This window comes from Paenibacillus harenae (genome assembly GCF_030812415.1).
Taxonomy (GTDB): domain Bacteria; phylum Bacillota; class Bacilli; order Paenibacillales; family Paenibacillaceae; genus Pristimantibacillus; species Pristimantibacillus harenae_A.
In genome coordinates this window covers 898423-919451 of the sequence record NZ_JAUSST010000003.1, presented here as the reverse complement: position 1 = coordinate 919451, position 21029 = coordinate 898423, and the positions used below count along the sequence as shown (strand labels likewise).

The window sequence follows — 21029 nt, the reverse complement described above, 5'->3', positions numbered from 1 at the left end:
CCGCAGACGGGCCAAGAAAGGATGTATATTACTAGTGGACAAACAGCTTGGACTTACTCCCGCCATGGAATGGAACTCATGGAATACCTTCACCTGGGACATCAATGAACAGTTAATCCGGGATGTTGCCGATCTATTCGAATCGGAGGGCTATAAGGACGCAGGGTATGAATATATCGTAATTGATGATTGCTGGAGCTTGAAGCAGCGTGACCAGCAGGGGAATCTTGTTGCTGATCCTGCCAAGTTTCCAAGCGGAATGAAAGCACTTGCCGACTATATCCATTCGAAAGGCTTGAAATTCGGCATGTACTCCTGCGTTGGCACCCATACTTGCGCGGGTTATCTCGGCAGCTTTGAGCATGAATATCAAGATGCTCAATTATTCGCTGAGTGGTGCGTCGATTATTTAAAGTACAATATTGCTTCAAACCCCGGCATATCTCGGGTGAACTGCTGTACAAACGGATGAGCCTTGCCCTTAAAAACAGCGGACAGGAGATTCTGTTCTCCGCCTGCAATTGGGGAGAGGATAATGTCTATCTGTGGATACGTGAGTCAGGTGCCCATATGTACCGGTCAACAGGCGATATTCAGGATCACTGGAATTCCATCAAAAATCTGGCACTCTCACAGCTGGACAAAGAATGCTACACCGGCTCCTTCTGCCATAATGATATGGATATGCTGGTTGTAGGCATGTACGGCGGCAGCAATAATTCGTTTATCGGGGCTGCAGCGACATGAATACAAGACTCACTTCTCATTATGGTGCTTACTGGGTTCTCCGCTCCTGATTGGCTGCGATATTCGGACGGCTAATCAGACGACTAAAAATATGCTGTTAAACCCGGATCTGATCGCCATCAATCAGGATATCGAAAGCCGCGGAGCTTACCGGATCAAGCCTGAGCCGCAATGGTTTCATGCTGAAGCAGCTCGCGGGCTCGTTCAATCCGGTATGCGGTCAAATAGCCGGAAACAGACATCCCGGCTGCTTCCTTGAACAAGCGGAACAGATAGCTTCGCTCCAGGCTGACAGCATTTACAATATCCGATACCGTCAAGGTTGCCTTCCAATAATTAATCATGATATATTCCTTCGCCAACCGAACATAATCGATAAAGTGCGATTCTCTTGGATAAAACTCCACATAATAGGAGAGCAGCATACGCAATTGCGCCTCTGTTCTCATTTTCTCAAAAAGCCTCGCATCAGCACCCGGCACCACAGGGAAATACGGCTTCAAATCAGCCTGACATGCCGCGACTGCAGGTTTATCCGGCTCAAGCTCCGTCATCGCCACCAGACGTTCCGCTTCATCCCCTTTAAACTCGATCCATACATACTCCCAGGGATCCTCAGGATCGGGATAGTAGTAAATCTCCGTTTGCGGAAAGATCATGAAGCTATCGCCTGCTGTTAACGGATACCGCTGATTACGCGTCTCCAGGCAGGCTTATAGCCGCTGTAGGTGCAGATCAACTGACTGCTGTTAAAGGTATCAAGTTTCGCTTATTGGTTGAACCGCCAGCTATGCAGCTTGAACAGCTTACTGGCAGGCTTGCCATTGAACACCAGGTACAGGTCATGAACGCCGCCGACACCAGTAACCTTGGTTTGATATTTCGCTGCCTCCGTCCGCGCAGCAGGAATCTGCAAGGACCCAATCAATTGGCCGTCTGCCGCATCCAGCCGCAGCTCAATGACAGTAGCCGAGCCTGCCTCCGATACAGATGCCGTAAACCCGGAAGCGCCGCTGCTGCCAAAATCAACTATCCGGCGGCAATTCATACGTATGTAGTGGCTCAATAACCGCATTGTTTTTCAATCGCGTAACGAAGAAAATCTTTTTCTCACAAAATCGGTCGTAAGCTGCATAATCGACACATCCTCTATCGAAAACATAGATAACACCTTCTTCATCGGCCAATTCCTCTAGTGGAATTCGGTCGATGAAGAAGGTGTTACCTTTATTTTATCCGGATAAACGTCGTCTTCATCCCAATATGCAATGCGTGAGTGCAGTTTGATTCCGACCTTTGTAGATCGAAAGTGTGCCAACTTGAATTTCTGCAAACAAAGCACAATCGTCGTTGAATCGATAATCTTGAGCTTATTACGAGAACGATGAGGGTTTGCTTGCAAATGGATTCGCTTCGCCAACTGGTTGAATACTTGTTCGAGCAGTGCAGGATCGACTTGATTATGTTTTCGGCTCAGTTGCGCTGCTGAGATGGAAGGAAGTTCGAGTTCGCGTTGAATATCTCAGCATAATACGTCATTCGCAATGTCACGAAGCCCGTCGCGTCCTTGCAACTCCGCGTGAAGAAAAAGCTTGAAGTAAGCGAGCGTCGTTAGTTTCTTGACGTACTTATCTTGACCGATTTCGTTAACGCTATCTATGAACGTTTTCGTACAAATTGGATTTAGCCATTTACCAAATGAAGAAAATAGAGTATTCTTGTCTATGCGCTTATCCTTTTCAGTGTTATGGACAGGTACTACCTACCATAACCATTGTAAAGGATTTTTTTATGCTCGCCTGACATAAAGATAGAAAATTATGAAGATTCAGAGAACATTAATGCAACGCTAGTGAATAACTCCAATTATACAAATAGACCCCTAGTAAAATAATCGGCAGGATCACAATCAGATTCATTATAATCAACCGGACAAACAGTGCATTGCGCCATGAATGAGCTGGCAGTCTAAACATGAGAATACCTCCGTTGTTCTATTTTACGAATATATAGGGCACTCGTTGACCGTCATTCACTTTTTCCCGCTTTCGCGCTTCGCATACCACTGATTAACCTCATCTGTAATTTTGTCTCCACCCAGCTTGTACCAGTTGTTTACAAATTGGGCGAATTCATTGATAGGTCTGCCCAAAATAATATTAAGGTAGGTCTCATTCTGCAAATCACTTAGAATCAGCTGCTTATCAATCATCGTATCTGTAGGAGCGCCAACAAAACTCTCGTACAGCAGCTGATCTTTTTTTTCATATTGATCGATAATAGAGAAAGCTCCCGTAGGACCGTAAGTTTTCAGCCAGCCCCAGCCACCGTAATCATTACCGGACAAATATGTATCCATTCTCTTCTTGATATACTTGGCTTCATCCTTCATCAAATCATTATTTCCGATCCTGCTCGCAGCCTTAATCTGACGGAACGCCTCCAGATTTTTGCGGGTTGGGGACGGCGTAACCGGTGATAGCAGCCATACTGCATAGGTCATATTGTAATACTTCTCATACTCCGCTGTTTGTCCCCAGTTTTTCTCCAGATGCAGATTAAACAGCTTGATAATGGCCTCCGGATGCTCATAACCTTTCTTGACCGCGAAGTAGGTGTTAGTATTGAATTTAAGCGGAACTTTGGCCGCATCTCCAGTAGCAGACACGATCGGATAAGCCTGCCAGTCAGCGTTCGGATCATTATCGCGGCTTGTATTCAACAGAAAGGAAACCCATTGCTCACCGTAGATCATGCCGATCTTCCCGGATGTTATCAGCTTGTTAGCCTTCTCTCCGTCCTTCAGAGCAAACTCGGGATCAATCTGCCCTTGCCGATACATATCCTGAATGACCTTCAAGGCTGTTTTGACCTCAGGCTGGATCCCTCCGTACACGAGCTTGCCCTGCTGATTCTTAATCCATATATTTGGAAATGCATCATACCCGGCCATAAGATCCACAAGCCCCATAACAGGGTCGCCCAAATTTTTGTTTGCCCCAATCCCGAAGGTATCGTCTTTGCCGTTGTGATCAGGATCATCCTCTGTAAACGCTTTCGAAATGGTCAATAATTCCTGCATCGTTGTTGGCGGTTTCAGCCCCAGCCAATTCAGCCAGTCCGTTCTGATCCATAACAAGTCGGCATCGTCAATGGAGGAACTTGTCTGCGGAATGCCCATCAGCTTGCCGTCAATCGTTGCCGTCTCAAATGGACCGTCACCTTCCTCACTGAGTACTCTCTTCGTAAGAGTGGAAGCATATTGTTCATAGACATCCGTCAAATCCTCGATCAGTCCTGCATTGCTGAGCTCCCGGAGCTGCTGGGCATTCACTGCGACTACATCCGGAATATTTCCTGAAGCAATGGAAGCGCCAAACTTCTGACGGTATAAATCCCCTTTAGCTGTCCAGTCGTACTTGATCTTGATTCCGAGAACCTCTTCATCCAGCCTGGTCCAGCGGTTATCCTCCAGGGTTTCCTCGGGCAGGCTGTTAATCAAGCTCTCCAGTCCTTCATCGGTTTCTCTTACAAAGGATAGTTCAATCGGAGGCTCGTATCGGCTGAAGGACGAGTCACCGTTCGTTACTGCCGGATTGTTGACCTGCTCCTTCGGCAGATTGGCAGCGTTTTCTTTGTCGCATGCAGATAAGGTTGATAGGAACATAAATGCTGTAAGCATAAGCTTAGCTTTGTTTGACCATGGCCTTGGTATCCGCAACAGGATTACCCCTTTTCTCTCGGGCGCAGCTGCGACGCACGAGCTGTATGATATTCATTATCTTGGATACCTGACAATACAATACACATCTCTTTATGTCGTTACCCGTTGTTTACTTATTAATATAATGAAATGTACACTTGTAGGAGTTATATTCGGGGAAAGCGAACGCGCATAAATCATACATTGAACTGAACCTTCTTATGTATCAATGTTGATACATAAAAATCTTTAAACGTTTCATAGCCGATGTTCTTTATGATTTTATCTCTATCTATTCCAATTGACTTAGAAACGACCCATCTTATTGCTCCTTTCATATTTTCATCGTTCCAAACTCCATCAGGAGATATCTTCATTTCCCAAGGTTTAATATCCATTTCTGAAAAAATTTCAGACAAACACTTATACGTCTGTGAATCGTATAACCTTTGGAAAGGCGTTCGTAGCTTCCATTCAATGAAGAAGCTAATACCAATTGATAACATTTGTTCTCTATCTAATTTCAACTTATCAAGTACAAGATATCGCAAACATCTTCTGAAATTCTCAAACCCACCATTATGCGGTTTCCACGTTTCGCGAGGGAATCTATTTCGATTACCTTTCAGAACATCTTCATATATTTCAATGATTGTCTGTGGGTTCATTAAACCTCCATCAAAACTATATTTTATGTTTTTTCATCTGTATCGATTGAGTTGTCGGCCACAAATAATCCCAAGGATAATATAGCAAGTACTAGTAAATTGCCAACATCTCATTCTCTAGACCAGTCGGCTGTCCGATCTCATATCCCAGCCAACAAAACGCACCCATAAAAGGTGTTAGAGCAAATTGAGAATGCAAAGCTAATTGTTAAAGAACGTAGCTAAGATGCTTGAAATGGCTGAAATTGAGCACGCAATTAAACAGGAACCAATTTTAAAATGACTGATCTTTCCCAGTAAGGTTTACTTTATACCTCCAGAATTCGACATATAGGTAGGTTTTACCTCCTACTTCATAGAATAATGTTCTCAATCATAGGTTACATTGGAGGTTACAAAATGCCAGAGAAGTAACAAAGGTGTTGCTGGCTGCTTGCTATACCTGAAACGATGTGTGAGGACTTTTCTTTGCCAAATCATCTCTAAGATCACAGGGGGTACATCATGAGAATAAAAATACTAATACCAATGTTTGCGTTGCTGTTTACCCTATCAGCGTGTGGCAAGGGAGAAGATTTGACTCAAGATATTAATAAGGAAATCTCCGAATCTTCAACTAATGAATCATCGAGTGTTTTAGACGATTACATGGGATCATATATCGAATCAGAAGGATGAAGCGATAAGATATCTATACAACAGTGCATATTACATAAATGACTGCGAGAGTACTTATGAAAGATTTGTTGAATTGGTAAAACAACGCATGTCCTTCCATGATATTCATTTTATTTCGTTTATTCCAATACGTTTCCAATGCTTGGGAAGTTGCACTAATCCTCTCTATGGAGAATCGTTTTTCTCTTAAATACGCTTGTTTTCTTAGATTTTGAACGCTTCTCTTTCGTACGAAACAAAAGGATGTAAAATATGGGGGCGAAGAAAGTGCGAAAACATATTCACCTAGACCACTCATTTTAAAAAGTGGATATTCTGGCCATTTATGGTCTCGCCTTTGGATCTCCACATCGCCACATGGAGGTCAACCCTCCCATGTCTCGCAGCGAAATAGCAGCGCTCGTAGTCGCTTACGACCGCGCTTTCTTCATAATAGGAATGCCGCACGTTAGCTTAATAAAGCTCCGTCAGTCTAATCCTTTATTTTTCTAGTCTAAGACTTTATTTTCTTTTGACATTTCTAATGCTGCGGCCTGTCGCTCAGCAAGACGTTCTACGGCTTCCTAATGACGGGACATTGTATGAAAAAGGGTCCAACCGCGTCTGTCAACGCGGTTGGACCCTTAAGCTTTAATAGCCTTCCGGCTTCGCATGCAATTACTAGGCGACGCTGCCGCTTTCCGTATGAACGCCGTGCCGCTCTACTGCCAAGGCTTCGTTGGAAGCTGCCGACGGAACATTGAACTGCTTCTCGCTCTTCGCAATGACGATCGTCGCGACGGAGTTTCCGATCAGATTCGTAATGGCGCGAGCTTCCGACATAAAGCGGTCGACTCCGAGCAGAAGCGCAATGCCTTCGACCGGGATCGGCGTGCCCGGGATCGCCGTCAGCGTAGCCGCGAGCGTAATGAAGCCCGATCCGGTCACGCCTGCAGCTCCTTTGGAAGTCAGCATCAGGATGCCGAAGAAAGTCAGAATCTGAATCCAGGTCAGCTCGATGCCATAGGCTTGCGCAATAAAGATTGAAGCCATCGATAAATAAATCGACGTACCGTCGAGATTGAACGAGTATCCGGTCGGTACGACCAGCCCTACGACCGGTTTGGAGCAGCCGTATTGCTCCAACCGCTGCATCAGACGGGGTAAAGCGGACTCGGACGACGAAGTGCCGAGCACCAGCAAAATTTCGTCTTTAATAAATTTGATCATTTTTATAATGCTAAAGTTATAAAATTTCGCTACAAGGCCAAGAACAATGAAGATAAACAAGAACATTGTCATATACGTCGCGGCCATCATTTTTCCAAGCGAGAACAGCGAATCGATGCCGAATTTGCCGATCGTATAAGCCATAGCGCCGCCTGCGGCGATCGGGGAGAATCGCATAATAATGGCGACCAGCTTGAAAAACACTTCATTGATCAGTTCAAAGAGCTGCACGACCGGCTTGCCCTTCTCTCCGAGTGACGAAAGCGCCAGACCGAACAGAACCGAGAAGAACAGCACCGGCAGCATAGCGCCTCCGGACATCGCTGCAATCGCATTGTCCGGCACGATGCTCTGCAGAAAATCGACAAAGCTGTGCTGCGTTTCGGCCGCCTGCGTCGTATACTTGTCGACGTCGCTTGCTTTGTCTGCGACTTTGCTGATGTCGATGCCGCTGCCAGGCTTCACCAGGAAGGCGACCGCGACCCCGATGGCCATGGCGAATGTCGTAATAATCTCGAAATAGAGCAGCGCTTTGCCGCCGATCCGGCCGATTTTTTTCATACTGCCCATTCCCGCGAAGCCGACGACAATCGTAAAGAACACAATCGGAGCGATGACCATTTTGACCATCTTGATGAAAATGTCGCCAAACATCTTCAGCTCGATGCCGAATGCCGGGAAAAATTGGCCGATCATAATGCCTATGACGATGGCAATCAACACTTGAACGGTCAAGTTTTTAAAGTTAATTCTCATAATGTTCCCTCTTTTCATTAGAAATGGTCGGACTATAATGAAACGATAACTTTGCCGTTAGCCGGAACCGATTTGCGCGCGACTCCGGATTCAATGGCGGCTTTGATGACCGCCTCACGAACGCGCTCCACCACGCTGTGGTTGAATACGCTCGGAATAATGTAATGCTCGTTCAGTTCTTCCTCAGTTACGACAGTAGCGATCGCTTGTGCCGCGGCGAGCTTCATCTCCTCGGTTACGCGGGATGCGCGGCAATCGAGAATGCCTCGAAAGATGCCCGGAAAACAAAGCACGTTATTGATTTGATTCGGATAGTCGGAGCGGCCTGTAGCCATAACACGTACATAGGGCTCTGCTTCTTCGGGTAAAATTTCCGGAGTAGGGTTCGCCATCGCGAAGACGATCGGATCTTGCGCCATCTTTTTCAGGTCGTCGATCTTTAAGACGCCCGGCCCGGATACCCCGATAAAGACATCCGCGCCTGCGATGACCTCGGACAAGCTTCCGGTCAACCGCTGCGGGTTCGTATGCTCGGCATACCAGCTCCATGCTTCGTTCTCGTAGGGAATGCCGCTTGCGATAGCGCCATTCCGGTCTACGCCTACGATGTTGCGGACGCCGGCAGCCATCAGTATCTTCGTGCAGGCGGTCCCTGCGGCACCGATACCGCACACGACCACCTTGCAATCTTCCAGACGCTTGCCGACAAGCTTAACGGCGTTAAGCAAACCGGCGAGTAAAACGACGGCAGTACCGTGCTGGTCGTCATGGAATACCGGAATATCGAGATCCTCGATCAGCCTGCGTTCGATTTCGAAACAGCGCGGCGCTGAGATATCCTCCAGATTGATCCCGCCGAATGTGGGAGCAAGCGCTTTCACAATACGGACGATTTCATCGGTATCCTGCGTATCGAGACAGATCGGGAAAGCATCGACGCCGGCAAATTGCTTGAACAGCACCGCTTTTCCTTCCATGACCGGCATGGCCGCCTCCGGACCGATATTGCCGAGTCCGAGCACGGCGGATCCGTCGGAGACAACCGCAATCGTATTGCGCTTGATCGTCAGCGAGTGGGCGCGGGAAGGCTTCTCATGAATGGCGAGGCATACTTGAGCGACGCCCGGCGTGTATACGCGGGACAGATCGTCGCGGTTTTTAATCGGCGTTTTCGGTGTCATTTCGATTTTGCCCCCGATATGCATCAGGAAAGTCTGATCCGACACCTGCAGCACGCGTACGCCGGCAAGTCTTCCGGCCGCTTGCACGATCAAATCGGCATGCTTTTTATCGTATACGTTCACAGTTATGTCGCGGACCGTCGTCACTTGATCGGACCGGGTTACGTCAATCGCTACGATATCCCCGCCGCTTTCCCCGATGACAGCGGCGATTTGCGCGAAGGAAGCGATCTGTTTATTCATTTCCAGACGAAGAATAATGCGCGTATTCGCGCCAGCAGGGATGGACATTGGCCAACACACCTTTACGATTGATTTGCTTTTGCTTTCTTGTGTCTATGATACCGCTTTCAAATAAGGCGGTGACGATTAGGACATATTGATCGTTTTGGTCATTTTGATCATGAAAAAACCGTGCCCCTCCGCAGAAGAACACGGTTGGAACACGGTTATAAACCAGTGTCGGCATATAAATAGGTATTTAGCGGTCTGCCGACTCCGTATTGCAGCTCAAGCCGTACGCTGCCGGTCTTCTCCAGGTATTCCAGATAGCGGCGGGCCGTTACCCGAGCGATGCCGACGGCCTCGGCGGTTTCCTCTGCGGATACCGGCTTTGGCTGTGTTTCAAGAAACTTCAATATGTGACGGAGCGTTGCCGCTTGCATCCCTTTAGGCAGTCCGGCCTGAGCGGCGGGAAGCGTCTCCGAAGCGGGTTCGGAAGCGCTGGCGGCATGTTCACCGAACAGTACAAGGTCCAGCTCGTTTTGGGTAACAGCCTTACTTGATCCAAGCGAATTCTTCTTACTCCGGTAACGCTCAAGCGCTTGCTTCACCCGTTCGAATTTAAACGGTTTCATTATATAGTCGACGGCGCCGTTTTGCAGCATGCGTCCGATTGTCGCCATATCGTTGGCTGCGCTGATTACAATGACGTCAACCTCAAGCTGCTCTTCGCGAACCCTCTGCAGCAGCCCGATACCGTCCAGCCCCGGCATGAAAATGTCGAGAATGACTAAATCCGGCGATAAGTCGTATATGAGCCGAAGACCTTCCGAGCCGCTTGAGGCGGTCCCGATGACTAGAAAGCCGTCAACCCCCTCTACAAATTGCCGGTTTACCTCTTGAACCATCGGATCGTCTTCAATGAGCAGCACGCGAATCGTTTCCATCGTAACAGCCTCCCTAATTCCTATCGCTAACGGCATCCGAACTCATCGGAAAGGTTATTATTATTGTTGTGCCTTCCCTCGGTACGGAATCGACGCGAACCGTACCTCCGCCCCGCTCTGCAATGCCTGCCACGAGGTGCAGCCCAATGCCGCGCCCAGCGCTGCCTTTCGTCGAAAAGCCCCTTTCGAATATGCGCGACTTGACCGCTTCGTCCATACCGCAGCCATTGTCCTCCACGAGTACGGATATAATATCGTCATCCTGTTCCAGGCTGATGAATACCCGCTTGTCCCCCGTCTTTGTCCCTAACGCTTCAAACGCATTCTCCAGCAAATTTCCGAGCAAAACGACAAAATCATGATGATCCATCCCTTCCGGGAAACGCTGCAGCCGGCTATGCCGGTCGAGCTTGACGTCGATGCCCAGTTCGCGCCCGCGGCTAATCTTACCCAGCAGCAGACCGGTCAGGCTGTCATGCTGAATCCGGCTGCTCAAAAACCGTATCAGCTCTTCGCGCTCCTCGGATATTTCAAATACATATTCGAGCGCTTTGTCCTTGTTTCCCAATTGGATCAAGCCGCCAATCGTATGCAGCTTGTTCATATATTCATGGTTTTGCACGCGCAGCGCGTCGACGAAAGCTTTGACGCCCGTAAGCTCTTCCGCCATGCGGGTTGTCTCGGTCCGATCCTGGAAAATCGCGACGGCCCCTACGGTCTTATCCTCGACTTTAACCCTGACCCGGTTGCTGACGATGTGCTTGCCCCCGACAACGATTTCTTGATGGTAAACCGGCTCGTCGCTTTCCAGCATTTCCGGCAGCCGGGTATCCGGCAGTACTTCGCGGATGCTTCTGCCCGTGACATCGCCTTGGATGCCGAGCATTTGCTTTGCTTTGTCGTTAAAAATCGCGATCCGCTCGTCCTTGTCGATGGAAATAACCCCTTCGTGCATCGCGTGGAATGTCGCATTCCTTTCGACAAGCAGCCTTGCAATTTCATGCGGCTCGAGCTTGAACATCTGTTCCTTGATATGGCGGGCAAGCTTCCACGAACCCCAAATTCCGAACAGCAGCGACAGCAGAACAATGACAGAAGCTCTTCCCGACATATCCAGCAGCACTTGTCCGGCTGTCGGCATGATTCGGCCGACGGCGACGATGCCGATCTGCTCGTGCTCTTCGCTCATTACCGGCACGAAAGCGCGCAGCGCCGTTCCAAGCTCGCCCTTGGCCTTCGAAACGTAGGTATGCTCGGCAAACGCCGCGCCTTCATCCGCTCCTTCGGAGACTGTGCCGATATTGCTTTCCACCGGGTGAGAAAGGCGTACGCGCTGCATGTCCATCACGACGATATAGGTCGCATCGTTGATAATACGGGTTCGCTCGGCAGCGGCCTGCAGGTCTACACGTTTGGAAAGATCGCCGATGCCGCCAATGACCTCCGGCATTTGGGCAACCGTGCGGGCGGTGACAAGGAGCCTTCTTCCGAGCTCTTCTTCCTTCAGCTGGAGAATGCCGCCTAGCAGGACGACGCCGCCGATTAACAGGGCGAACAGCACGATGCCAAACGACAGGAAAGCGATTTTCCAGTTGATGTTCATCCGCTGCAGCATACGGCAACAAGCTCCTTATCCCTAACAAAAATTTAGTTTTTATTATAAACCACTTTCCTTTGAAAAACATTCGATTTCGTTCTTTTGAACAACTTCTGATTGGGGAAGCATTACGGTTTGGCGCAACGTTGTTATATACTAAGTATTATATAGCTTGTACCCAGGAGGAGAAGCACATGAAGCCATGGCTTGGCACCTTATTGTTTATTGCCGTAGGCTTACTGGCCGCCGGTTTAGCCGGGTTTTACCCCGCTTTTACAAATGGAAAGGCCGTATTAGATGACGAGCAGGACGGTTTTGACGACCGCTATGTGATAAAGTTTAGCCACGTGGTGGCGGAAAATACGCCAAAAGGCTTGGCTGCGCAGCGGTTCGCCGATCTGGTAGAGGAGAAAACCGGGAACAAGGTCAAAGTCGAAGTGTACCCGAACGGTATTTTATACTCCGAACCTAATGAAAAGCAAGCGCTGAAGCGGGGAGAGGTGCAGATGATTGCGCCGTCCTTTTCGAACCTGTCGGTCATGCTGCCCGAATGGGCGGTAATGGATTTGCCGTATGTTTTCTTGTCCGATGACGCGGTTCAAGAGGCGTTCAAGGGGGAGGTCGGACAAATTCTATTCGAGCGGCTGGAGAAAAGCAACATGAAGGGACTGGCCTTCTGGAGTAACGGCTTTAAACAAATGACGTCGAACCGCGGTCCGCTTACCGATCCGTCCGATTTTGCCGGGCAGCGGTTTCGAATATTGCCAAGCCGGATTATTGAAGATCAATTCAACGCCCTCGGAGCCTATACGGCGTCGATTCCGTTTAACGAGGTGTACCGCGAATTTGAGGCGGGAACCGTGGATGGAGGCGAGAATACAATATCCAATATTTACAGCAAAAAATTTTATAAAGTTCAGAAATACATGACGATCAGCAATCACGGGTATCTCGGCTATGCCGTACTGATGAACAAGCCGTTCTGGGATCGGCTCCCGTCCGAGCTTCAAATAGCGATTGAGCAAGCGATGAAAGAGACGACGGATTGGATCAACCGATACGCTGTGCAGATGGACAAACGTTATTTGGAGCAAATCCAGCAGGATGGCTATACGCAGATTCATGTGCTGTCAGACAGCGAGCGGGCGGAATGGATGCTGCAATGGGAGCAGCTTTACAGGCAGTCTGAACGGTTTTTCGGCCAAGAACTGATGGAGGCGATCCGCAATTTGCAACGGAAATACGAAAGCTGATGCCTCCCTTCGAATAATTATACATCATCTATAAAATGAATATAATTGGGCGAAATCATCCAACTTAAAAATAGAATAAAAACAGTTGTAAAAAGAAAATAAAGGATTAGACTGGATATGTTGGTCTCACGCGGCTTTTCGAATTATAAAACCGTCAGATTCGTAAAAATAGTATTAGAATAGCTCCAACTATAAAAAAAAGCGGCAGCATGGGACGAAAAAATAAAGTCCTAGACTGTCGCTGTTTTATTGAGCTAACGTTCCTCGTTAGCGTAACAAACTTTCATCTTTGAAATGAAAATGTTCATGATGGATCGAATCCATCCCAACCAACTTACCATTCATTTTATGGTAATATGCGAAGTTATTATTTAGCGGCATTCGAAGTATTTGATAGTTGTGCTCTCTTGGCATGGCTTCCACTTCTTTGATAGCTAACTCACGTGTGGTATAAATACCTATTGGAAAGAAATTTGGAAAACCAGTTGAACTTGCCGTTACTTGTGATACGGTTCACCGCGCTGTCTGTAACGGCAAGTTTGAAGGTCATCCTTTACTGCCCGTCAATGTCTACCTCTAAACCGTTTAATCGCATCCTCGGTCACCGGCTCGAAGAGGTTAAGAAGGTTGCCGTCGGGATCGCGGAACAGCATAGAACGGTTCCCCCACGGCATCGTGGTCGGTTCCTTTACCCAATTATCGACAAATGGCTTCAAGCGTACATATTCGGCCTCGACATCGTCGACGCGGAACTCAATAATGACAGTGCGATTGTTAGCCCCCACTACGGAACCGGCGCCGAATAGCTGCGCCGTCTGGGAGTGGCCGATTGCAAGGGTGCATGATGACACAACGAGTTCGGCAAATACAGGCGCGGGTCGCTCCGCCGAAATCCCCAGGACTTTCTCATAGAACTCGACGAGGCGATCCACGTCGTCAGTAATGATTCGTACAGAAGCGAAATTCACAAGATATCATCCTTCCTAATAATAATAGGTTTGGCTGTGTCCTACAGCTGTTGCAAAACATACTATTTACTTATTTATCTCCTTTACATTTACATGTCCAATTATAAAAAAACGCTACTGACAACGTTATGTCAGTAGCGTTTTAGAATTTTTTTGGCTTCCTCACGAATCCGATTTCGGAACGATTCGGGTTCCAACACGATTACGCCCGCTCCCCAGCCAAGCACCCATTGCAGCAATTCATCCAGCTGACGAACGCGTAAGACCACATCCAATCCATCTCGATGCTCTTTCATATCCTCTACGTAATGATAGTTCGATTCCTTCACCTTATCTGCGATGTCATGGTTAAATCGAAGGCAGACTCGCAAATGACGATCATCTAAAGGAGTATACTCCCTTAAGTCAAAATGCGCCGGGAGTTCGAATCGTTCGTCCAGTTCGATAAGTTTAGCCATTCGGGACAACCGGAAATGGCGGATGTCTTGGCGTAGATCACACCGTGCCACAAGCATCCAAGATCCTTCAACGAGTACAAGGCCATAGGGAGCGGCGGTACGTTCGCTATGGCGGCTCCCCGTGGAATCCGTAATTCTTTTTTAATAATGAAATCTGATCTTTCGCCTAATAGAGCTCGGCGGATCTTATCGAGATTTTTCCTTTCGTTTGACGGAGCTGCATGTTTGCCTGGAGCGAGCAATCGCAGCGACCTTCGTATACGGGAGGTCTCACTGCGGACACTGTCTGATAGAGTGACCTCGATTTTCCTCCTAGCAACATTAGCTCTATCACGATAATCATCATCAAATCGTTGCTCGATAAACTCTGTTCCTATAAGCAAGGTCACGGCTTCCTCTATCGTAAAACTAATCGGAGGTAGAAAATATCCCTCCATTAAGGTATACCCTGTGCCTGTAGTGCCTGTAATCGGCACGCCTGCTTCGCTGAGCGCCTGAATGTCGCGATAGATGGTCCTCACGCTGGTTTCAAATAGTGCCGCCAAATCTTCGGCGCGTACCACCTGCCTGCCTTGCAACTCCAGCACGATGGCCAACAAACGATCTGTTTTGTTCATTGACTGCCCCCTTGAAACGTAATACTGTACAACAGAAACTTGCCGTTACTTGTGATACAGTTCACCGCGCTGTCTGTAACGGCAAGTTTTAAGGCCATCCTTTGTGTGGGATGGCCCTTCCTTTTTTTCTCACCTTTTCAACTATCGTACTAAGATAGTTAGACAATAAAAGGAGCTGATAAATCGGCTCCCAAAATTATTGATTCCCTTTATCCTCTTTTATCTAACATTTCCCTTTATCTATATCGCACGCCATTTCCACGGGCGGTTCAACTATCTTCTGTTTTTGTAATTCTTGAATCACCATTTCCAGACGAGCTTCAAGCTTTTCGGTGGTCATGACACCTCCACCAAACCCGATAAAGTCGTCACCATTCTGCAAAAACAATGTAGGGTAGCTTTGAACACCAATCTGCTGAACCTTCACAAAGTCTTCAATGGCATCTTTGGTGGATGCCTCGTCCTCGAACTGTGCGAGAACTGCCTCTGGGTCAAGCTGATGAGCAATAGCAATTTCTCGGTAAGTTGCTGGGTCACTGAGACTCTTACCTTCGTAATAAAACGCGCGCTGCATGGACGAGGCTAAATAATAGGCACGTTCTGGTGCGAAGGAACGCAATGCAGAAAAGCCTTTAGCCGAAGCCTTGGAGTCCATAACAAAAGCACCTTCTTCCAACATCGTTTGGTAAGAGGTGCCAAACTCTGCTCCAGTTAGCTGGCTGATTCTTTTATTTGCTTCTGGAATGTGTGGGTATGCCCCGATTGGTTGCTTATGATCGCCAACAAACAGACCACCAGACAAAACTTTTATGGGTAGTTCAAGATGGTTCTCGTGAAAGGCTTGCAGACTGTTCGAGAACCCGTAACACCAACCACAGTAAGCATCCCATACATAGATAAGAGCAAGTTCTTTATTCTCCATAATCACTCCGCTTCAGCAACGACGGTAAAGCGTGCGTTTATGTGCTGAGGATTTTCGATTTCGTCCAGTACTGCAATTGCGTAATCGGCATAGCTGATATAGCTTTGACCTTTGGAATTAAACAGTAATTGGTCTCCACCTTTTTGATAAGTTCCAGTACGTTTACCTTCAGCATCGAAAAAACCCGCTGGACTGATATATGTCCAATTGACTCCGTCTGTATTTTGTAACTCTTCAAGGTTCTTTCCCATATTTTTAGCAGTTGCAAGATAAGCTTCAGGAAATTCAGGAGTATCAAATTTTCGTACTTTCTTCGCTTCATCTACAAATAAACTTCCTGCTCCTCCAACAACAACTAATCTTGTTTGTGGTGCACCTTTTAGTGCTTCAATTAAGACTCTTCCTGCTTCAACGTGAAGATGTTCTTCCCCAAATGGGGCATTAAAAGCATTTACAATGACATCAAAATTAGTAAAATCTTCTGATTTTAAGTCAAAGATATTCTTTTCAATTACAGACACATTTTGATTTTTAACCTTCCCTGCATCTCGAACGATTGCTGTAACTGTGTGACCTCTTTCCACAGCCTCTTTAAGAATAAGGTTTCCTGCTTTACCACTTGCACCGACAATTCCAATTTTCATTTTCGTTTCCTCCTAGTATTATGATGAAATCAACCTGTAACTATATCGATTACATGTAATTATAATAATTACATCTTGCTCGGTTGTCAACAATTCAATTATGAAAAAAGTGGTGATCATTCATGAGTATTAGTAGTCGATTTTCCGTAGGAATCCATATCCTTGCCTTGTTGGAAATCAATAAGAGTGGGTTGAATACTTCTGAAAATATTGCAACTAGTGTAAATACCAATCCTGTCGTTATTAGGAAAATAATGAGGATGTTAAAAAAGGCTGGACTGGTCGATGTCCAACCTGGAGTTGCTGGTGCTAAACTAGCTAGGGACATTTCGAAATTAACCTTGTTGGATGTCTATCGGGCGGTAAATGCTGTACAAGAAGATGAACTGTTTTCCGTACACGACAACCCCAATCCTGATTGTCCTGTCGGTAGAAACATCCAAGAGTCCGTTGAAATTCAATTTTCTGCCGCTCAACGGGATTTGGAAAAAGAGTTGGAGAACAGAACAATAAAAGATGTTGTTCATGATATTTCAGATAAAGAACAGGTTAATAATTAGAAAATAATTATGTAAGACGCAGAGTTTCGTTATCCCGTTATACTGCCGTTAGTTTAAAACCGGTTCAAGCAGTTTTTGATACATAAGCATTGTCAGCTCTGACACTTTTCTTCCCGCGACAAAATCCCTCGATCCTCCTAACTAAACCGTGGGATGTGGTAGGGGTAGTCCATGTTTCCGAATAGCAACGTAAAGTGCAACTCTAGAAAAACACCCGGAAAATCCCCGAAAGCTTTCAAACCTCATGCAAAAACAAGCAATTCAGCAAAAAACTTGCCCTCACTTATGATACGGTTCACCGCGCTGTCTGTAACGGCAAGTTTCAAGAAAAAATGGGCCACCTTAACAGATAGCCCAAAAAAATTAGGATGCGTTTGCTTGAATTAAGTAGTAGAACCCTGTTGTCTTTATTCCCTTTTCACTTGAGTGTTTTTCAAATTGTGAAACGATCCGATTGTAACATTCGTCTCTAACAAATTTTCTAAATCCGCCACTTTGCCCAAAGCAAACCATTTCAAACACATCTTCAGGAGTTGGGATCCAAACGGTTTCTTTCAAGACAGACATTTCAATGTTAGTTAGATCACTTGTTTCTAACCTCTCTTGAATCTTATCAAGTATCGGAGTACCTACTGAAGGCGGACCGAATAATCCCGGAAAGCATGTCCCAAGCTCTGCTCCTTCGCCATTGCCGTCACCGGGATGAAACAATAGAATCGTTCCACCGGGCCGAACAACTCTATTTCCCTCCTCGTACCAGCTAGTCGGACCCTTCTTCGTATAGGCTATATCAAAATAATCATCAGGAAAAGGCAATCCGTCGTGAGTGCGCCCTAATACGTACCGGACATTTGATTTCCGATTTCGATTAGCTGTTGCAATAAACCCCTCCGTCATGTCATAACCGACAATCTCTACCGCTACGTTTGCCCATTGAACGGCGTATTCTCCATGGCCGCAGCCAACTTCCAGTACCTTTCCATGTAACAAAGAAGAAAGTTTTTCAGTCAAGATATTTTCTGCTGTTTGCCCTTCATAAGTATTATTCCAAGTGTATTCGTATTTTCCCGTCTTGGCTGCTAATTGATTGCACCATTCTAATGTCTGTCCTCTAAGATAATCTGGATGTTTTGTCAGTTCAGGAAACATTTATTCCAACACCTCCAACATGAGATTTGCCGGCCAGCATGATTAAGATACAGAAAATTTTCCCAAAAGTATAGACTTATAAAGTTCTTGGATTTATAATACTATTATAGGGAATCGGGATAGGTACCCTCTGCTTAAAATCACACAAAAATACCGTAACGACACTTTTACAGTGTCCTTTTTTGTTCATCAAAACTCGTATTAAGTGAGCTTTTATACATATATCATAGTTGTGACTTATACCAAGCCCCCTTTTTCAAGGGGTCTTTTTCATTTTCAGGAGGGATATATGAATGAGAACCATCAAGACGAAGCAGGACATTGACTTGCTCCGCCGCGCAAAAGCAGTCCCAGCGACACTCCTTGATCACATTGAGGACTGCATCCTACAACTAAAGGATCAGCAGGATGACGAAGATAGGAGCGAGTTTCGCTTGGACGGATGCGGCTACGTCGTCGTTCTCGAAGCGGGAGACAACGTCCGCGATCTCGGTAACGTCGGGCTGAACCGCAAAGGCGGCGGACTCCTGGGAAGTTTCCCCGAGTACGTCGAACTGCTCGACGTAGGCGGCGGACTTCAAGCCCACAAAGTCACGGTACTGACTTCACACAGGCCGGGGCACACGACGAGGAGGTGGAACAATGGCTGAGAGACCAAGCGGAAAGAAACTGACGGCAAACGAACTGGTTCTCCAGAATCTGAAGGAGTCGTTCGATCGGAACGAAAACGTCACCGACAACAACAGCAACGGGACGAACGTTTGCGTCATGCTTGTCGCGGCGGAACCTTTTGCGAGCAACGATGAAAACGGCCTCGGACCATCACTTGACGAACTGAAACCCACGCACCGCGTCCGCTTGGTCCTGCGTACTACGGATGCCCAGGCGGGAACGAACCCCTACGTGGACGGCTCCAACTTTTTCCTCGCCGTCGACCAGCAACGACAGGAAGCGGTATTCGTTTGGGAAGAAGAAAGCTTCGCCAACGCTCCTGCGTTCCACGGCGGTGACGTCGCCAGCGCCGTCCTCTGGGTGAAGGAACTGGGCGAGCTGTTCCACGTCCAGTACAAAGACCCGTTCCTGACCAGCCAGGAACGATTCGCTTTGAATGGTCATGACGATGATTTAAAGTGAACGAACACTCATTTCCTCAAAACAACCCGCCCTGACGTTCTTCCCAAGCACAGCAAGACTTTTCAAGAGCCCTCCTTCCGCCCTGTGCTGCCCTGTCTTCAAAATCAAAGGACGGGACAACTTGGCTTTACCGCCTCAGAGAAACATACTCTCTCCAATCGGTTACCGCAGATCCAGGCAAAACTGCCGCTCTTGACGCTCTTTCAAGCCTTTCAATGCTTTTACTATGCCCTGGGAGGCGCACTCAACCGCACTCTTCTGGACCAGACCACAAGTGCGGTGCAGGGTGGCAAGAGTGCGGATGTCCAAACATCGGAAACCCAAGCCCTGCAAGAAGATAGCCCAGTAGGACGACAGGGCTGCTCAAACTTAGAACCCTGACCATCACATACCCGCATCTCGCGAGAAGCTGCTTTTGTTCAAAGCAAGGCATTTTGAAGAAAGGAGCATAGCCAATTGAAAACAGCAAACATCGTCAAGCTTCTCCTCTTGACAGCAAAGATCATCGAGATTTTGAGCGACCATACCTCCAAACGGCAAAAATCCGGGAACCCTTGAACATCGAGGCCAAAACCAAACGCACCCCCTTATTCAAGAACCTCGTTCAAAATAAAGAGCTACAGTAAGATTTAAAGAGATTTCAAGACATTTCTCTCCCGCCGTTCTTCCATGCCAGCGCATAGACGAGCAGCGCATCCCCGAAAGCTCCGATTACGGCCGACAACGGCAGGAACGCGATGCTCACCGTGCTTGGAACATAGGTGATGAACGCAACTGCGCTGATGCTTCAAGGAATGGTTTCTTTGTTTTTACCCGATGAGGGCGAATGGTTCGTTCATGGCGTGGAATGCGCGAAATGGCTATACTGGATCATTGCAGTAACTTTAGGCTGTTTCGCGCCATATCGAGAGCTATATTGGATATTCGCAAAATAGACTCTGTTTTACACCCAAAATCGTCAAACGCTTAAAGTTACTGCGAAAATCCAACATAACGGCAAGCGGTTATCTGCATACGCGCAAAGGGGCTGTCCCTAAGCCATCGGCTTTTGTGACATCCCCTTTTTTAACGTGCTTATAGCTTTTTCACAAAATACAGATTGAGGTCATCGTCTACTATTGTCTGCTGACCGTAACGCAAGTACTCGCCGTTCCTATAGATTCCTCGGCCATCGGGTATGTAACCGCGCTGCACATACATAGACTGAGCCGCACCATAATCGCTGAACAAGCCTACCCCAATGCCAGCAAGCTCCGAATCCTTACCTATAATCTCCTCGGCTTTGTCCATCAGCAGCGTTCCAATACCAAGACGACGATACTTGATTAACACATTAAAATCTTGAATTTCAGGGATACAACGCTCCTTGAAGTATAAATAATCCGACTGCCAAACGATGTTCACATAGCCGGCAAACTGTCCATTTGTTTCTGCCACTAACGATGCACGAAGTCCAGCTGCCTGCTCATTCACGTATTTTTCATACAGCTCGGCCGGCTTATGCCAACCTTGATTTGCAAAAGCATTGGATATGTTCAGATGGTCATTTTCGTTCATGCTTCTAATTGCGATTAGGTTCATAAGCATACCTCACTTCATAGGATTCTTCATGTAGT

20 protein-coding genes and 2 pseudogenes are annotated in these 21029 nt (G+C 47.2%); 7 read left to right on the top strand and 15 right to left on the bottom strand.

Annotated elements, in window-relative coordinates:
- The first annotated feature begins 64 nt into the window (after positions 1 to 64).
- Positions 65 to 747: pseudogene (locus J2T14_RS30915) on the top strand (glycoside hydrolase family 27 protein).
- Positions 716 to 1006: a hypothetical protein gene (locus tag J2T14_RS14290; protein ID WP_307471972.1), complete on the top strand. Its 291-nt coding sequence runs from the start codon at positions 716 to 718 to the stop codon at positions 1004 to 1006. The pseudogene J2T14_RS30915 and the gene J2T14_RS14290 overlap by 32 nt, the downstream one beginning before the upstream one ends.
- On the opposite strand, the gene J2T14_RS14285 is transcribed toward J2T14_RS14290, so the two are convergent.
- From J2T14_RS14285 to J2T14_RS14270, 5 genes are all read right to left on the bottom strand, one after another.
- The gene (locus J2T14_RS14285) at positions 903 to 1406 is read right to left on the bottom strand and encodes a helix-turn-helix domain-containing protein (RefSeq protein ID WP_307471758.1); all 504 of its coding nucleotides are present in this window, start codon (positions 1404 to 1406) and stop codon (positions 903 to 905) included. The genes J2T14_RS14290 and J2T14_RS14285 overlap by 104 nt on opposite strands.
- Before the next feature lie 110 nt (positions 1407 to 1516).
- A complete protein-coding gene (locus J2T14_RS14280) occupies positions 1517 to 1822 on the bottom strand; it encodes a carbohydrate-binding protein (protein ID WP_307471755.1) in 306 nt (101 codons plus the stop codon).
- 447 nt (positions 1823 to 2269) lie between these two features.
- Positions 2270 to 2473, bottom strand: a complete 204-nt coding sequence (locus J2T14_RS30910) for a DUF4372 domain-containing protein (protein ID WP_373458157.1) — start codon at positions 2471 to 2473, stop codon at positions 2270 to 2272.
- 306 nt (positions 2474 to 2779) lie between these two features.
- On the bottom strand, positions 2780 to 4429 hold the full coding sequence (locus J2T14_RS14275; RefSeq protein WP_307471753.1) for an extracellular solute-binding protein: 1650 nt from the start codon (positions 4427 to 4429) through the stop codon (positions 2780 to 2782).
- Positions 4430 to 4647: 218 nt separating this feature from the next.
- Complete coding sequence (locus tag J2T14_RS14270; protein WP_307471751.1) at positions 4648 to 5118, bottom strand: DUF4046 domain-containing protein; 471 nt, start codon at positions 5116 to 5118, stop codon at positions 4648 to 4650.
- A gap of 504 nt (positions 5119 to 5622) precedes the next feature.
- Between J2T14_RS14270 and J2T14_RS14265 the strand changes: the two genes are divergently transcribed.
- Complete coding sequence (locus tag J2T14_RS14265; protein ID WP_307471749.1) at positions 5623 to 5796, top strand: hypothetical protein; 174 nt, start codon at positions 5623 to 5625, stop codon at positions 5794 to 5796.
- Positions 5797 to 6456: 660 nt separating this feature from the next.
- Here the strand turns inward: J2T14_RS14265 and dctA are convergent.
- The 4 genes from dctA to J2T14_RS14245 all read right to left on the bottom strand — a co-directional run bounded on the left by dctA (position 6457) and on the right by J2T14_RS14245 (position 11726).
- Positions 6457 to 7761: a C4-dicarboxylate transporter DctA gene (gene dctA, locus J2T14_RS14260; RefSeq protein ID WP_307471747.1), complete on the bottom strand. Its 1305-nt coding sequence runs from the start codon at positions 7759 to 7761 to the stop codon at positions 6457 to 6459.
- Positions 7762 to 7793: 32 nt separating this feature from the next.
- Complete coding sequence (locus J2T14_RS14255; protein ID WP_307471746.1) at positions 7794 to 9233, bottom strand: NAD-dependent malic enzyme; 1440 nt, start codon at positions 9231 to 9233, stop codon at positions 7794 to 7796.
- A 158-nt stretch (positions 9234 to 9391) separates the two neighbouring features.
- Entirely contained in the window at positions 9392 to 10111 is a 720-nt protein-coding gene (locus tag J2T14_RS14250; RefSeq protein WP_307471743.1) for a response regulator, read from the bottom strand.
- Between the two features lie 13 nt (positions 10112 to 10124).
- Positions 10125 to 11726 (bottom strand): ATP-binding protein, encoded by a 1602-nt coding sequence (locus tag J2T14_RS14245; protein WP_307471741.1) that lies wholly within the window; start codon positions 11724 to 11726, stop codon positions 10125 to 10127.
- A 176-nt stretch (positions 11727 to 11902) separates the two neighbouring features.
- Here J2T14_RS14245 and J2T14_RS14240 point away from each other — a divergent pair, with 176 nt between their 5' ends.
- On the top strand, positions 11903 to 12961 hold the full coding sequence (locus J2T14_RS14240) for a TRAP transporter substrate-binding protein (protein ID WP_307471739.1): 1059 nt from the start codon (positions 11903 to 11905) through the stop codon (positions 12959 to 12961).
- Between the two features lie 563 nt (positions 12962 to 13524).
- On the opposite strand, the gene J2T14_RS14235 is transcribed toward J2T14_RS14240, so the two are convergent.
- From J2T14_RS14235 to J2T14_RS14220, 4 genes and pseudogenes are all read right to left on the bottom strand, one after another.
- The gene (locus J2T14_RS14235) at positions 13525 to 13929 is read right to left on the bottom strand and encodes a VOC family protein (protein ID WP_307471736.1); all 405 of its coding nucleotides are present in this window, start codon (positions 13927 to 13929) and stop codon (positions 13525 to 13527) included.
- Between the two features lie 131 nt (positions 13930 to 14060).
- Positions 14061 to 15004, bottom strand: a pseudogene (locus tag J2T14_RS14230) (helix-turn-helix transcriptional regulator).
- Between the two features lie 223 nt (positions 15005 to 15227).
- Entirely contained in the window at positions 15228 to 15926 is a 699-nt protein-coding gene (locus J2T14_RS14225; RefSeq protein WP_307471734.1) for a DsbA family protein, read from the bottom strand.
- A gap of 2 nt (positions 15927 to 15928) precedes the next feature.
- Positions 15929 to 16570: an NAD(P)-dependent oxidoreductase gene (locus J2T14_RS14220; RefSeq protein ID WP_307471732.1), complete on the bottom strand. Its 642-nt coding sequence runs from the start codon at positions 16568 to 16570 to the stop codon at positions 15929 to 15931.
- A gap of 122 nt (positions 16571 to 16692) precedes the next feature.
- Between J2T14_RS14220 and J2T14_RS14215 the strand changes: the two genes are divergently transcribed.
- Positions 16693 to 17130, top strand: a complete 438-nt coding sequence (locus J2T14_RS14215; protein ID WP_307471730.1) for an Rrf2 family transcriptional regulator — start codon at positions 16693 to 16695, stop codon at positions 17128 to 17130.
- Positions 17131 to 17493: 363 nt separating this feature from the next.
- Here J2T14_RS14215 and J2T14_RS14210 read toward each other — a convergent pair whose 3' ends face one another.
- A complete protein-coding gene (locus J2T14_RS14210; protein WP_307471727.1) occupies positions 17494 to 18279 on the bottom strand; it encodes a class I SAM-dependent methyltransferase in 786 nt (261 codons plus the stop codon).
- A gap of 434 nt (positions 18280 to 18713) precedes the next feature.
- Here J2T14_RS14210 and J2T14_RS14205 point away from each other — a divergent pair, with 434 nt between their 5' ends.
- Positions 18714 to 18929, top strand: coding sequence for a hypothetical protein (locus J2T14_RS14205; protein ID WP_307471726.1), 216 nt, complete (start codon positions 18714 to 18716; stop codon positions 18927 to 18929).
- Positions 18922 to 19413, top strand: coding sequence for a hypothetical protein (locus J2T14_RS14200; protein WP_307471724.1), 492 nt, complete (start codon positions 18922 to 18924; stop codon positions 19411 to 19413). Before J2T14_RS14205 ends, J2T14_RS14200 begins: the two co-directional genes overlap by 8 nt.
- 1074 nt (positions 19414 to 20487) lie before the next feature.
- Here J2T14_RS14200 and J2T14_RS14195 read toward each other — a convergent pair.
- On the bottom strand, positions 20488 to 20994 hold the full coding sequence (locus J2T14_RS14195; protein WP_307471722.1) for a GNAT family N-acetyltransferase: 507 nt from the start codon (positions 20992 to 20994) through the stop codon (positions 20488 to 20490).
- Positions 20995 to 21029: the final 35 nt, after the last annotated feature.

Coding starts and splice junctions, on each gene's coding strand:
- J2T14_RS14285 (WP_307471758.1), bottom strand. CDS start 1,406: ATGATCTTTCCGCAAACGGAGATTTACTACTATCCCGATCCTGAGGAT.
- J2T14_RS14280 (WP_307471755.1), bottom strand. CDS start 1,822: ATGCGGTTATTGAGCCACTACATACGTATGAATTGCCGCCGGATAGTT.
- J2T14_RS14275 (WP_307471753.1), bottom strand. CDS start 4,429: ATGCTTACAGCATTTATGTTCCTATCAACCTTATCTGCATGCGACAAA.
- J2T14_RS14270 (WP_307471751.1), bottom strand. CDS start 5,118: ATGAACCCACAGACAATCATTGAAATATATGAAGATGTTCTGAAAGGT.
- J2T14_RS14265 (WP_307471749.1), top strand. CDS start 5,623: ATGAGAATAAAAATACTAATACCAATGTTTGCGTTGCTGTTTACCCTA.
- dctA (WP_307471747.1), bottom strand. CDS start 7,761: ATGAGAATTAACTTTAAAAACTTGACCGTTCAAGTGTTGATTGCCATC.
- J2T14_RS14255 (WP_307471746.1), bottom strand. CDS start 9,233: ATGTCCATCCCTGCTGGCGCGAATACGCGCATTATTCTTCGTCTGGAA.
- J2T14_RS14250 (WP_307471743.1), bottom strand. CDS start 10,111: ATGGAAACGATTCGCGTGCTGCTCATTGAAGACGATCCGATGGTTCAA.
- J2T14_RS14245 (WP_307471741.1), bottom strand. CDS start 11,726: ATGCTGCAGCGGATGAACATCAACTGGAAAATCGCTTTCCTGTCGTTT.
- J2T14_RS14240 (WP_307471739.1), top strand. CDS start 11,903: ATGAAGCCATGGCTTGGCACCTTATTGTTTATTGCCGTAGGCTTACTG.
- J2T14_RS14225 (WP_307471734.1), bottom strand. CDS start 15,926: ATGGAGAATAAAGAACTTGCTCTTATCTATGTATGGGATGCTTACTGT.
- J2T14_RS14220 (WP_307471732.1), bottom strand. CDS start 16,570: ATGAAAATTGGAATTGTCGGTGCAAGTGGTAAAGCAGGAAACCTTATT.
- J2T14_RS14215 (WP_307471730.1), top strand. CDS start 16,693: ATGAGTATTAGTAGTCGATTTTCCGTAGGAATCCATATCCTTGCCTTG.
- J2T14_RS14210 (WP_307471727.1), bottom strand. CDS start 18,279: ATGTTTCCTGAACTGACAAAACATCCAGATTATCTTAGAGGACAGACA.
- J2T14_RS14200 (WP_307471724.1), top strand. CDS start 18,922: ATGGCTGAGAGACCAAGCGGAAAGAAACTGACGGCAAACGAACTGGTT.
- J2T14_RS14195 (WP_307471722.1), bottom strand. CDS start 20,994: ATGAACCTAATCGCAATTAGAAGCATGAACGAAAATGACCATCTGAAC.